This window comes from Pseudomonas reactans (assembly GCF_013385825.1).
Lineage (GTDB): Bacteria > Pseudomonadota > Gammaproteobacteria > Pseudomonadales > Pseudomonadaceae > Aquipseudomonas > Aquipseudomonas reactans.
Genome location: NZ_JACAPG010000008.1, coordinates 95,971 through 108,909, shown reverse-complemented (window position 1 = coordinate 108,909; position 12,939 = coordinate 95,971). Strand labels below are relative to the sequence as shown.

12 protein-coding genes are annotated in these 12,939 nt (G+C 60.1%); 3 read left to right on the top strand and 9 right to left on the bottom strand.

All coding sequences use genetic code 11. The annotated features are described in order from the left end of the window. Window positions 1-15: 15 nt before the first annotated feature. On the bottom strand, window positions 16-2,295 hold the full coding sequence (ptsP, locus tag HX868_RS08800; protein WP_016979024.1) for a phosphoenolpyruvate--protein phosphotransferase: 2,280 nt from the start codon (window positions 2,293-2,295) through the stop codon (window positions 16-18). A 22-nt stretch (window positions 2,296-2,317) separates the two neighbouring features. After that, on the bottom strand, window positions 2,318-2,797 hold the full coding sequence (locus HX868_RS08795; RefSeq protein ID WP_003176750.1) for an RNA pyrophosphohydrolase: 480 nt from the start codon (window positions 2,795-2,797) through the stop codon (window positions 2,318-2,320). Window positions 2,798-2,940: 143 nt separating this feature from the next. Here HX868_RS08795 and HX868_RS08790 point away from each other — a divergent pair, with 143 nt between their 5' ends. After that, window positions 2,941-3,597, top strand: a complete 657-nt coding sequence (locus HX868_RS08790; RefSeq protein ID WP_016979023.1) for a histidinol-phosphatase — start codon at window positions 2,941-2,943, stop codon at window positions 3,595-3,597. Window positions 3,598-3,703: 106 nt separating this feature from the next. Here HX868_RS08790 and HX868_RS08785 read toward each other — a convergent pair whose 3' ends face one another. Both HX868_RS08785 and ilvA read right to left on the bottom strand, forming a co-directional pair. Then, window positions 3,704-4,117, bottom strand: coding sequence for a DUF2269 family protein (locus HX868_RS08785; RefSeq protein WP_177002590.1), 414 nt, complete (start codon window positions 4,115-4,117; stop codon window positions 3,704-3,706). Between the two features lie 41 nt (window positions 4,118-4,158). Further along, complete coding sequence (gene ilvA, locus HX868_RS08780; protein ID WP_281364979.1) at window positions 4,159-5,703, bottom strand: threonine ammonia-lyase, biosynthetic; 1,545 nt, start codon at window positions 5,701-5,703, stop codon at window positions 4,159-4,161. Between the two features lie 108 nt (window positions 5,704-5,811). On the opposite strand from ilvA, the gene rpiA reads away from it, so the two are divergent. Continuing rightward, the gene (gene rpiA / locus HX868_RS08775; protein ID WP_177002588.1) at window positions 5,812-6,483 is read left to right on the top strand and encodes a ribose-5-phosphate isomerase RpiA; all 672 of its coding nucleotides are present in this window, start codon (window positions 5,812-5,814) and stop codon (window positions 6,481-6,483) included. A gap of 61 nt (window positions 6,484-6,544) precedes the next feature. On the opposite strand, the gene HX868_RS08770 is transcribed toward rpiA, so the two are convergent. The 4 genes from HX868_RS08770 to HX868_RS08755 all read right to left on the bottom strand — a co-directional run bounded on the left by HX868_RS08770 (window position 6,545) and on the right by HX868_RS08755 (window position 10,801). Beyond that, window positions 6,545-7,459 carry an SdiA-regulated domain-containing protein gene (locus HX868_RS08770; protein ID WP_177002587.1) on the bottom strand — a complete coding sequence of 305 codons (915 nt, stop codon included), beginning with the start codon at window positions 7,457-7,459 and terminating at the stop codon, window positions 6,545-6,547. A 120-nt stretch (window positions 7,460-7,579) separates the two neighbouring features. Beyond that, window positions 7,580-8,506 (bottom strand): SdiA-regulated domain-containing protein, encoded by a 927-nt coding sequence (locus tag HX868_RS08765; RefSeq protein WP_177002586.1) that lies wholly within the window; start codon window positions 8,504-8,506, stop codon window positions 7,580-7,582. A gap of 213 nt (window positions 8,507-8,719) precedes the next feature. Continuing rightward, window positions 8,720-9,385, bottom strand: coding sequence for a fumarylacetoacetate hydrolase family protein (locus tag HX868_RS08760; protein WP_177002585.1), 666 nt, complete (start codon window positions 9,383-9,385; stop codon window positions 8,720-8,722). Window positions 9,386-9,406: 21 nt separating this feature from the next. Beyond that, window positions 9,407-10,801 carry an FAD-binding oxidoreductase gene (locus tag HX868_RS08755; protein ID WP_016979015.1) on the bottom strand — a complete coding sequence of 465 codons (1,395 nt, stop codon included), beginning with the start codon at window positions 10,799-10,801 and terminating at the stop codon, window positions 9,407-9,409. A gap of 205 nt (window positions 10,802-11,006) precedes the next feature. On the opposite strand from HX868_RS08755, the gene serA reads away from it, so the two are divergent. Further along, window positions 11,007-12,236 carry a phosphoglycerate dehydrogenase gene (gene serA / locus HX868_RS08750; RefSeq protein ID WP_003195214.1) on the top strand — a complete coding sequence of 410 codons (1,230 nt, stop codon included), beginning with the start codon at window positions 11,007-11,009 and terminating at the stop codon, window positions 12,234-12,236. A gap of 141 nt (window positions 12,237-12,377) precedes the next feature. On the opposite strand, the gene HX868_RS08745 is transcribed toward serA, so the two are convergent. After that, window positions 12,378-12,818 carry a DUF4399 domain-containing protein gene (locus tag HX868_RS08745; RefSeq protein WP_177002584.1) on the bottom strand — a complete coding sequence of 147 codons (441 nt, stop codon included), beginning with the start codon at window positions 12,816-12,818 and terminating at the stop codon, window positions 12,378-12,380. Window positions 12,819-12,939 lie beyond the last annotated feature (121 nt).

The window sequence follows — 12,939 nt, the reverse complement described above, 5'->3', positions numbered from 1 at the left end:
GCCGGCGATGGCGGTTTAGAGGGTTTTCGCTGAAGCCGGGTTGATCATCCGTGTCAGCCCCAAATTTTTCAGCGCCAACTGCAACGAGCTGTGGATAACTTGCGGGTTGTCGATGGTCATCAGCTCTGCCAGCAAATCCTTGGCCATCCCCAAGTCAACCTGACGCAGCATCCACTTCACCTTCGGCAAGTTGGTGGCGTTCATCGACAAGCTGTCAAAGCCCATCGCCATCAACAGCACCGCTGCCGCCGGGTCGCCGGCCATTTCACCGCAGATGCTCACCGGCTTGCCTTCGGCATGGGCGTCGCGCACCACGTGTTGCAGGGCTTGCAGCACCGCCGGGTGCAAGTAGTCGTAAAGGTCGGCCACCCGTGGGTTATTACGGTCCACGGCCAGCAGGTATTGGGTCAGGTCGTTGGAACCTACCGAGAGGAAGTCCACCTGCCGCGCCAGTTCCTTGGCCTGGTACACCGCCGCCGGGATTTCGATCATCACGCCAATCGGCGGCATCGGTACGTCGGCACCTTCGTCGCGCACTTCGCCCCAGGCGCGGTGGATCAGGTGCAGCGCCTCTTCCAGCTCATGGGTGCCAGAGATCATCGGCAGCAGGATGCGCAGATTGTTCAGGCCTTCGCTGGCCTTGAGCATGGCGCGGGTCTGTACGAGGAAGATTTCAGGGTGGTCGAGGGTTACGCGAATGCCGCGCCAGCCGAGGAACGGGTTGTCCTCTTTAATCGGGAAATACGACAGTGACTTGTCGCCGCCGATATCCAGGCTGCGCATGGTCACCGGCAACGGGTGGAAGGCCTGCAGTTGCTCGCGATAAATCGCCAGTTGCTCCTTCTCGCTCGGGAAACGCTGGTTGATCATGAACGGCACTTCGGTGCGGTACAGCCCCACCCCTTCGGCGCCTCGCTGTTGCGCCCGGGCCACGTCGGCCAGCAGGCCGGTGTTGACCAGCAACGGCACACGATGACCATCGGTGGTCACGCAAGGCAGCTCGCGCAACGAATCGAGGCCAAGCGCCAGTTGTTTCTCTTCTTCAACCACTTCGGCGTATTGCTTGCGCAACACTTCGCTGGGGTTGGTGAACACTTCACCGCGATGGCCATCGACGATCATGCCGATGCCGTCGACCTTGGCGTACGGCAGGTCGACCAGGCCCATCACCGTCGGGATACCCATGGCACGCGCCAGGATCGCAACGTGGGAGTTGCCCGAACCCAGTACCGAGACCAGGCCCACCAACTTGCCCTCTGGCACTTCGCCGAGCATGGTGGCAGTCAGTTCTTCACTGATCAGGATGGTGTTGTCGGGGTAAACCAGGTTGGTGGTGCGGTCTTCCTGCAGCTTGGCCAGCAGACGGCGACCCAGGTCGCGCACATCCGAGGCCCGCTCACGCAGGTAGTCGTCATCCATCATTTCGAAACGGTTGACGTGATCGGTGACCACCTGGCGCAGTGCGCCCTGGGCCCACTGGCCGGTCTTGATCACGGTCTTGACTTCGTTACCCAGGGACGCGTCGTCGAGCATCATCTGGTACACGTCGAACAGCGCACGCTCTTCGGGGCGCAGCTGGGTGGCCAGCTTGTTCGATAGATTGCGCATGTCGGCGCGCACGCCTTCCAGGGCGGTCTTGAACAGTTTGATTTCAGCGTCAATGTCGCTGACGGTCTTGTCCGGCACCACATCCAGGTCCGCTGGCGGCAACATGACCACCGCCGTACCGACCGCCGCGCCCGGTGAACCCGGCACACCGACGAACTTGGCTTCCTGGATACCCTTGCCTTCGCGGCCCAGGCCGCGAATAGAGCCGGTGGCTTCGGCGTGGGCAATAACCCCGGCGAGCTGCGCGCTCATGGTCACAAGGAAAGCTTCTTCACCTTCGTCGAACTGGCGGCGTTCTTTCTGCTGGATGACCAACACGCCGACAACGCGGCGGTGGTGAATGATCGGTGCGCCGAGGAACGAGGCGTAGCGCTCTTCGCCGGTTTCGGCAAAGTAGCGATAACGCGGGTGATCGGCCGCGTTTTCAAGGTTCAGGGGTTCTTCACGCGTCCCCACCAGGCCCACCAGACCTTCATTGGGCGCCATGCTGACCTTGCCGATAGAGCGCTTGTTCAAGCCCTCGGTGGCCATCAGCACAAAACGGTTGGTCTCGGGGTCCAGCAGGTAAACCGAGCAGACCTGGCTGCCCATGGCTTCCTTGACGCGCAACACAATAATCCCCAACGCCGCCTTGAGATCCTTGGCGGAGTTAACTTCCTGGACGATCTTGCGCAGCGTATTGAGCATGGCTCGGGGTCGAACTCCGTCGTCAGTCGCGCGCTAAAAGGCGCGGGGCAAGCTCTTTGAGAGCGCGACGATAAACTTCGCGCTTGAATGTCACCACCTGGCCCAACGGGTACCAATAGCTGACCCAACGCCAGCCATCGAACTCCGGTTTACCGGTCAAATCCATCCGCACCCGCTGCTCATTGGAGATCAGCCGCAGGAGAAACCATTTCTGCTTCTGACCGATGCACAGCGGTTGGCTGTGGGTACGCACCAGGCGTTGCGGCAAACGATAGCGCAACCAGCCACGGGTACAGGCCAGAATTTGTACATCTTCACGCTCAAGGCCGACTTCTTCGTTCAACTCACGGTACAAGGCGTCTTCAGGGGTTTCGTCGGGGTTGATTCCACCTTGAGGAAACTGCCAGGCATCTTGGTTGATTCGGCGAGCCCATAGCACCTGTCCGGCATCATTCGTAAGAATAATCCCGACATTAGGACGGAAACCATCGGGGTCGATCACGGCAACAACCTCGCAAACGCATGTCGCCGCATTGTTCCACAAAGGTTGATGAAGCGGCAACGAGGCTTCTTACCTTATGTGCACTCTTGTGAAAAGACCGTATTCTGGACGCCTTTTTACAGACATTTCAGCGAGTAACTGCAATGCGCCTGGCTTTATTCGACTTGGACAACACCCTCCTCGGCGGTGACAGCGATCACGCTTGGGGCGATTACCTGTGTGAACGCGGGATTCTAGACCCGGTGGCCTACAAGGCCCGCAACGACGAGTTCTACCAGGATTACCTGGCCGGCAAGCTCGACAACGCCGCCTACCTGAACTTCAGCCTGGAAATCCTCGGCCGCACCGAGATGACCCAACTGGACGAGTGGCACAACGACTTCATGCGTGACTGTATCGAACCGCTGATGCTGCCTAAAGCCGTGGAACTGCTGGCCAAGCACCGCGCCGCCGGTGACAAGCTGGTGATCATCACCGCCACCAACCGTTTCGTCACCGCGCCGATTGCCGCACGCCTGGGCGTGGAAACCCTGATCGCCACCGAATGCGAGATGGAAAACGGCCGCTACACCGGGCGCAGCACTGATGTGCCGTGCTTTCGCGAGGGCAAGGTGACGCGCTTGAATCGTTGGTTGGAAGAAACCGGGTACAGCCTGGAAGACAGCTACTTCTACAGTGATTCGATGAATGATCTGCCGCTACTTGAGCAGGTGACTCACGCGGTGGCGGTGGATCCGGACCCGAATCTGCGGGCTGAAGCCGAAAAGCGTGGCTGGCCGGTGATCACATTGCGTAGCTGATCGGTTTCACCTGTAGGAGCGAGCTTGCTCGCGAGAATCGTCAATGATGACGCGGGCATCCTGAATGAACGCGGTGTCCTTGCGTTTTTCGCGAGCAAGCTCGCTCCTACACAGGCTTGGCACCCATCAACCCGGCAATCGCAACGAACCCCACCAGGCTGACCACCGCCAGCACCAGCGTGAAGTTCAGGCTACCGCCCTCACCCTTGCGCAGGCGATTAAGCCGCGCCACCAGCCAAAACCAGGCCAGCGCTGCCACGGTGTAGAGGAGGCTGGAACCCAGGATCCAGGTCTGCCCCAGCGGCCAGCCGATCAGGTGCACCAGCCACCAGCCAGTAAACGGCATGCTCACCACACACACGCCCATCAACAACCAGACGAACGTCCATGGGCGCTGCACGGTCACCGCCGGGCCCGCGCTGCGTTTGCGCCAGGCCAGTATCGCCAGGCCCAAGCCGCTAAGCAGCAGCAATACCGTGGCCGCGATGTGGATAACTTTCAGGGTGATCAGGGTTTCCATGTCTCTTATCTCTCAAAGGCCGCCCCAATCAGCGTAGTCGCTCAACCGAGGAACAGTTTATAGGCCGGGTTATCGCTTTCATCCCAGTACGGGTAGCCGATGGCTTCCAGGGCTGCCGGCACCAGGTGACGCTCGTTCGCCGGCACTTGCAGGCCGGCGACCACACGACCGTCGGCTGCGCCGTGGTTGCGATAGTGGAACATCGAGATGTTCCAGCGCCCGCCCAATTTGTTAAGAAAGTTGAACAAGGCCCCCGGACGCTCCGGGAATTCGAAGCGAAACACCACTTCATTGCTGACGTGAGCCGCATGGCCGCCGACCATATGGCGGATGTGCAACTTGGCCAGTTCGTTCTCGGTCAGGTCCAGCACCGGGAAACCCTGGCCTGTCAGGCTGGCGATCAGCGCGCTGCGCGGATCGTTTTCCGGGTGGGTCTGCACGCCGACAAAGATGTGCGCTTCGCTGCCGGAGTGGAAGCGGTAGTTGAATTCTGTGATCTGGCGCTTGCCCACGGCCTCGCAGAACGCCTTGAAGCTGCCGGGTTTCTCGGGGATGGTCACGGCGATGATGGCTTCGCGGCCCTCACCCAACTCGGCGCGCTCGGCCACATGGCGCAGGCGGTCGAAGTTGACGTTGGCGCCGGAGTCGATCGCCACCAGGGTCTGCCCGGTCACGCCACGGGTCTCGACGTACTTCTTGATACCCGCCACACCCAATGCCCCTGCCGGCTCGGTGATGGAACGGGTGTCGTCGTAGATGTCCTTGATCGCCGCACAGATTTCATCGGTGCTCACGGTGATCACTTCATCCACGTAATCCTTGCAGATGTCGAAGGTGTGCTGGCCGATCTGCGCCACCGCCACGCCATCGGCAAAGAGACCAACGGTTGGCAGTACCACGCGCTCGCCCGCAGCCAGGGCGGCTTGCAGGCAGTTGGAGTCGTCCGGCTCAACGCCGATGATCTTGATCTCCGGGCGCAGGTACTTCACGTACGCCGCAATCCCGGCAATCAGCCCGCCGCCGCCCACGGGGACGAAAATCGCGTCCAGAGGCCCCGGGTGCTGGCGCAGGATCTCCATCGCCACGGTGCCCTGCCCGGCAATGGTGTGGGGATCATCGTAAGGGTGGATGTAGACGTAGCCTTTTTCGTCGACCAGCTTGAGTGAGTAGGCCAGGGCTTCCGGGAAGGAATCGCCATGCAGCACCACTTTGCCGCCACGGGAGCGCACGCCTTCGACCTTGATCTCCGGGGTGGTCTTGGGCATCACGATGGTGGCTTTCACCCCCAGCACCTTGGCCGCCAGGGCCAGGCCCTGGGCATGGTTGCCGGCTGACGCCGTGACCACGCCGCGCGCGCGCTCCTCAGCCGTCAGCTGGGTCAGCTTGTTGTAGGCGCCGCGAATCTTGAACGAGAACACCGGCTGCAAGTCTTCACGCTTGAGCCAGACCTTGTTGCCCAGCCGCTCGGAGAGCTGGCGGGCGGTCTGCAACGGGGTTTCTACGGCAACGTCGTAAACGCGCGAGGTGAGGATCTTTTTGACGTACTGTTCAAGCATCGGCGGGCTTCTACTTTCACGGTTTGGCAGGGCCAGGGAGTCTAACCCGGCTTTTGGCCGGGCGACCACACGAATCCCGAGGTTTTGTTGGGTTATACTCGCGCCCCTCGTTAACTCCCCGCCCGTTCCGGAGCCCGCATGACCCAGGATCAACTCAAACAGGCAGTGGCCCAGGCCGCCGTCGATTTAATCCTTCCTAAACTCGACGACAAGAGCATCGTCGGTGTCGGCACCGGCTCCACCGCCAACTGCTTCATCGACGCACTGGCCCAGCACAAGGGCGCGTTCGATGGCGCCGTGGCCAGCTCCGAAGCCACCGCCGCACGACTGAAAGGCCATGGTATTCCGGTGTACGAGCTCAACACCGTGAGCGACCTGGAGTTCTATGTCGACGGCGCCGATGAAAGCGACGAACACCTGAACCTGATCAAAGGCGGCGGCGCAGCCCTGACCCGCGAGAAGATCGTCGCGGCCGTGGCCAAGACCTTCATCTGCATCGCCGACGCCAGCAAGCTGGTGCCGGTACTCGGCGCGTTCCCGCTGCCGGTGGAAGTGATCCCGATGGCCCGCAGCCACGTGGCCCGCGAGCTGGTAAAACTGGGCGGCGACCCGGTGTACCGCGAAGGTGTATTGACCGACAACGGCAATATCATCCTTGACGTGTTCAACATGCAGATCACCCACCCGGTGGAGCTGGAGACGCAGATCAACGCGATCGTCGGCGTGGTCACCAACGGTTTGTTCGCGGCACGCCCGGCGGATGTGCTGTTGCTGGGCACTTCCGAAGGCGTCAAAACCCTCAAGGCTTAAACCAGTCGGCTGGGCTTTATGTGGGAGCTGGCTTGCCTGCTCCCACAAGGGTTCAGCGTGTTCAGAGACTTGGTTTTTTGAATACGTAGAACAGGTTCGGCTCGCTGACAAGGTACAACGTACCCTCGTCATCCATCGCGATCCCTTCCGCCTGAGGCACCCGCTTTTTCAGGCCATGGCGCCCGTTCAGCAGTGACAAACTGCTCAGCGGGCGACCGTCGATATCCAGTTCCAGCACCAGGAACGACTCATCCGACAGTGCCAGCAAATGGCCGCTGCGCTCGTCGTATTGCAGGCTCGACAGGTCACGCACAAACAACCCGGCGTCACGCTTGGGGTTATTGACCACGTGCACCGAGTAGGTCTTTTCCGGTTTGAAGTGGGGAAAACCGTGAATCTCGTAGATCAGCATCGGGTCGCGTTCCTTGGCCACGAACAGGCGCTTGCCCACCGAGTCATAGGCCAGGCCCTCAAAACCCTTGTTGCCGCCGACGTGCACGCCCAGGGTCATCTGCTCCGCATCGGCGGCGTCGAGGAATTGGGTGTCATCATCCACATGCACCTTGATCAGCCGCTGCTGGTGCTCATCGCTGATCACATAAATGTTGTCGCTGATGAATTCCACCGCCTCGGCATCGCCAAACCCTATCAAGGGAATCCGCCGCAGGATCTTGCCCTCAAGGGACAGCTCGATCAGTTCGGCGTTTTTATTGGTGACGGTAAACAGGCTTTTGCGCACCGGGTCGAAGGTCAAGGCCGACACATCGTCCTCCAACCCCTCGATCACTTGGGCTTCCAGGGTCACACGGTAGTCCGCCAGGCCAATGGAGCGCTCATCCGTCGGCTGGCGCCACGCCTGCCAGTTGAACCAAGCGCGCTCGAACAGGCGAAAATGCTGCGCGACAGCCCCGGCGCTGACCAGGGCGATCAGCGCAAGCATAAAGAAAAGTGATTTGGGGCGGGTTAGTCGTCGCATCGGGCGGGCTCAAAATCAAAAGTGGCGAATGAATATCACGCCTGTCTGAATTTAAACTTAAACGCGCCCTGATGTCTGGCGAATGCCGCTCATAGAGACATATCCGACGTAATCGGTCTGCTATTTCTGCTTTTCGAAACGATAGAACAGGTTTGGCTCACTGACTATGTACAGGGTGCCGTTCTCGTCCATGGTCACCCCTTCAGCCCGTGGAATGGTGCTTTTGAGGCCATTGAAACCGCCAAGCAGGGTCATGAAGCTGACCTGCTCGCCTTGCTCGTCCAGCTCCAGTAGCAGGTGGGAGTCGGCCGACAGCACCAGCAGATGCCCGGTACGGGGGTCGACGGCCAAGGCCGAGAGGTTGCGCATGTCCAATTCTTTGCTGGCCAGCTTTTGCTTATCGCCAGCCAGGGTCTGGCCGCCGTCGCTTTTCCAGGTGAACAATGCCGGCGGGCGCTCTTCACCCAGCACCAGTTGCTGGTTGCGCGTGTCCCAGGTGATCGCTTCAAAGGCTTTGTTCTGGTCCTTGGACGGGCCCAGGTCATAGCTCGGGAAATCGGCCTTGTTCAACGCAGCGGTGGTGGCGTCCACCTTGACGATGGTCAGCGTGTGCTGGCGCTCATCGACCACGGCGATCAACCCGTTTTCCATCACTGTCACACCTTCCGGGTTATCCCAGCCGTTGAGTGGCATCTTGCGCAGCACATCGCCTTGCAGGCTCAACTCGACGAGGAAGGGGTTTTTTCCCATCACGGAAAACAGGGTTTTGGTCTGGGGGTTGTAGGCGACGTCCGAAGCTTCGTCCTTCTCCATCCCCGGCAAAAGCTTGCCATCGATGACGGCATGGTAGTCCGGCAGCCATACGCTTTCCTGGCGCTCGGCGGGGGTTTCGAAACGCTCCAACACCCACAGCACACCACGATCATCCCAGTGCATGGCCCAGGCAACGCCGTAGGAAATCACCCCTGCCAGCAACAGCCAGGAATACCAGCGCAAGGCGAAGCGAGAACGTGGCTTGGGTGTAGCGGAGGGCAGGGACACGGCCATTGAGCGCTTTTTCCAGAAAGTCAGCGTTAGGTGATAGCACAGGAATGACAGGCCCGCGCGCAAGAGGCTGCGAATTATCCGGATGGCGTGTGAAAAAAATGCAAAAAGCGAATGACCTGTAGGAGCCGGCTTGCCGGCGATGGGATCGACGGGGTGTGCCAGTTGCACCGCACCGACCCCATCGCCGGCAAGCCGGCTCCTACAAGAGCGGGTTCAGCGAACGCTGCTGTCGAAGCGGCTCACACCCGACAGCTCCAACACCAGCTCATCGCCCACATTCAGCGGGCCCACGCCGGCCGGGGTGCCGGTGAGGATCACATCGCCCGCTTGCAGCGAGAAGCAGCCGGCCATGTGCTGGATCATCGGGATGATCGGGTTGAGCATCTGCGCGCTGTTGCCATCCTGGCGCACTTCGCCATTGATGCTCAAGCGGATGCCGATGTCGGTCACGTCCGCAAACGTGCTGCCCACCACGAACGGTGCAATCACTGCCGCACCATCGAAGGACTTGGCGATTTCCCACGGCAGGCCCTTGGCTTTCAGCTCGGCCTGTTTGTCGCGCAGGGTCAGGTCCAGGGCCGGGGCGAAGCCGGAAATCGCATCCAACACTTCTTCACGGCTGGGCTTGGTCGACAAGGGTTTGCCGATCAATACCGCGATTTCCGCCTCGTAGTGCACCGAGCCGCGTTCGGTCGGGATGCTGAAACCGCCTTCCAGCGGCACCACGCAGCTGCCCGGCTTGATGAACAGCAGCGGCTCGGTGGGTACCGGGTTGTCCAGTTCCTTGGCATGTTCGGCATAGTTACGCCCGATACACACCACTTTGCCGAGCGAAAAGTGGATGTTGGTGCCGTCGACATACTTGTGCTGGTAGCTCATGGAACGACTCCTTCAGGGCGATTAAACAGCGAAGATCTTGCCAGGGTTCATGATCCCGTTCGGGTCGAACACGGCTTTGACGGCCTTCATGTATTCGATTTCAACCGGCGAGCGGCTGTAAGTCAGGTAGTCACGCTTGGTCATGCCCACGCCGTGTTCGGCGGAGATCGAACCGTTGTACTTCTCGACGGTTTCAAACACCCACTTGTTCACGGTGGCGCACTTGGCGAAGAACTCGTCCTTGCTCAGGTTTTCTGGTTTGAGGATGTTCAGGTGCAGGTTGCCGTCGCCAATGTGGCCGAACCAGACGATTTCAAAATCGGGGTAGTGTTCGCCGACGATCGCGTCGATTTCCTTCAAGAACGCCGGTACTTTGGAGACAGTCACCGAGATATCGTTCTTGTACGGGGTCCAGTGGGAAATGGTTTCGGAGATGTACTCGCGCAGTTTCCACAGGTTGTGCAGTTGGGTTTCGCTCTGGCTCATCACGCCGTCCAGCACCCAGCCCTGCTCGACGCAATGCTCAAAGGTTTCCAGCGCGTGATTGGCGACTTCTTCGGTGGTGGCTTCGAACTCCAGCAGCGCGTAGAACGGGCACTCGGTTTCGAACGGGGCCGGCACGTCGCCACGGCCCATGACCTTGGCCAGGGCCTTGTCGGAGAAGAATTCGAAGGCGGTCAGGTCCAGCTTGCTCTGGAACGCGTGCAAGACCGGCATGATCGAGTCGAAGTCGGTCGTGCCCAGCACCATGGCGGTGAGGTTTTTTGGCGCACGGTCCAGGCGCATGGTGGCTTCGACCACAAAGCCCAGAGTGCCTTCAGCGCCGATGAACAGCTGGCGCATGTCGTAGCCGGTGGCGTTCTTGATCAGGTCGCGGTTCAGTTCGAGTACGTCGCCCTTGCCGGTGACAACCTTCATGCCGGCCACCCAGTTACGGGTCATGCCGTAGCGAATCACCTTGATCCCGCCGGCATTAGTGCCGATATTGCCGCCAATCTGGCTGGAACCGGACGATGCGAAGTCCACCGGGTAGTACAGGCCTTTTTCCTCAGCGACGTTCTGCAATTGCTTGGTGACCACGCCCGGCTGGCACACGGCGGTGCGGTCGGTGAGGTTCACGTCGAGAATCTGGTTCATATAGTCGAACGACACAACCACTTCGCCATTCGCCGCCACGGCAGCGGCCGACAAACCGGTACGCCCGCCCGATGGCACCAGCGCCACCTTGTGGGTATTGGCCCAACGCACAATGGCCTGGACCTGCTCAGTGGTCTTGGGGAAGACGATGGCGGTCGGCGCGGGCGCGAAGTGCTTGGTCCAATCCTTGCCGTAAGCCTCCAGGGAGTCTGCATCGGTCAGCACTTTGCCGGGCTCAACCAGGGTCTTTAGCTCATCAATCAGGGCAGGATGGGTCATCGACAGAACTCTCGAACAATTCATGGTCATCCTGAGAACGCTTCACGTCGCAGGAATAGGTGTTTAGCGGGGCGCGTATGCTAGCATACCGCCCCCGCAGGACAGAGCCCAAGGGCGTTTCTGCGGTGACGGCTTTCCTGCCGTCCGGGTCAGCTTGTGCTGCTCGATTCCCTGCCATTTTTCTCCGGGATACAGGTTTACGCAGATGAGCAAGACTTCTCTCGATAAGAGCAAGATCAAGTTCCTTCTTCTGGAAGGCGTCCACCCATCGGCTGTCGACGTTCTGAAAGCCGCCGGGTACACCAGCATTGAGTACATCACCAGTTCTCTGCCGGAAGCCCAACTCAAGGAAAAGATCGCCGACGCGCACTTCATCGGCATTCGCTCCCGCACTCAGCTGACCGAAGAGATCTTCGATCACGCCAAGAAACTCGTGGCGGTCGGCTGTTTCTGCATCGGCACCAACCAGGTCGACCTCAACGCAGCGCGCGAGCGCGGCATCGCGGTGTTCAACGCACCGTACTCCAACACCCGTTCCGTTGCGGAACTGGTGCTGGCCGAGGCCATCCTGTTGTTGCGCGGCATTCCTGAGAAGAACGCTTCCTGCCACCGTGGCGGCTGGATCAAGAGCGCAGCCAACTCCTTCGAAATCCGCGGCAAGAAGCTGGGTATCGTCGGTTACGGCTCGATCGGTACTCAGTTGTCGGTCCTGGCTGAAGGCCTCGGCATGCAGGTGTTCTTCTACGACACCCTGACCAAGCTGCCATTGGGCAACGCCACGCAAGTGGCCAGCCTGACCGAGCTGTTGGGCATGTCCGACATCGTGACCCTGCACGTTCCGGAAACCGCTGAGACCCAGTGGATGATCGGCGAGAAGGAAATCCGCGCCATCAAGAAAGGCGGCATCCTGATCAACGCTGCCCGCGGCACCGTGGTCGAGCTGGACGCCCTGGCCGACGCGATCAAGGACAAGCACCTGATCGGCGCCGCCATCGACGTGTTCCCGGTAGAGCCGCGCTCCAACGACGACATCTTCGAAAGCCCGCTGCGTGGCCTGGACAACGTGATCCTGACCCCGCACATCGGCGGTTCCACCGCTGAAGCCCAAGCCAACATTGGCCTGGAAGTGTCGGAGAAGCTGGTCAAGTACAGCGACAACGGTACCTCGGTATCGTCCGTGAACTTCCCGGAAGTGGCCCTGCCGGCTCACCCTGGCAAGCACCGTCTGCTGCACATCCACCAGAACATCCCTGGCGTGATGATGGAGATCAACAAGGTCTTCGCGGAAAACGGCATCAACATCTCCGGTCAGTTCCTGCAGACCAACGAGAAGGTCGGCTACGTGGTGATCGACGTCGATGCCGAGTACTCGGACCTGGCGCAAGAGAAGCTGCAGCACATCAACGGCACGATTCGCAGCCGCGTGTTGTTCTAAAACCTGTGGGAGCGGGCTTGCCCGCGAAAAACGTCAACGATGACGCGTTTAGCCTGACTAAACGCAGCGCCCTCTGGCTTGTCGCGAGCAAGCTTGCTCCTACAAATAAAAAACGGGAGCCCCTCACGGGGCTCCCGTTTTTTATTTCACGTTAACCGTGATCACTTTCGAGACTACAGTGGGCTCGAACTGACGGTGCACGTTGTCGCCCGCCACCAGTTGCAAGGTGTGCTTGCCAGGTGTGAGGGTCAGCTCGGTCTCGGTTTGCGCCTTGCCGAAGTGAATCGACGTGGCCGTGGCTGGAATGGCTTCGTCGGCCTTGAGCGACGTCACGTCCTGGTCGACCAGCAGGTGGTGGTGGCCGGCGCCCGGTACTTGCTTGTCGATCGGTTCCAGGTCCAGGCCCTTGACGCCGAATTTGACGGTGAAGGTTTTGTCGACGGTTGCGCCGTCTTTGGGCGAGACAATAAACACTTCGGCGCCTTTGGGCGCAGGCGTACGAGGCACATCAGCGGCATTGGCCAACATCGAGGCACCCAGCAACAGGCTGGCAAGGGTTGCACGGGACAAAAGGGCTTTCATTCGCTTCTCCAGTTTTTCTGTGAAATCTGTAGGGTTATGACAACTTCGCGACAAATTGCTGTCCAAGGCACTCAACACCATAGCAAAGCGATGCTGAACGGCGCCTCGCACATTAAAAATC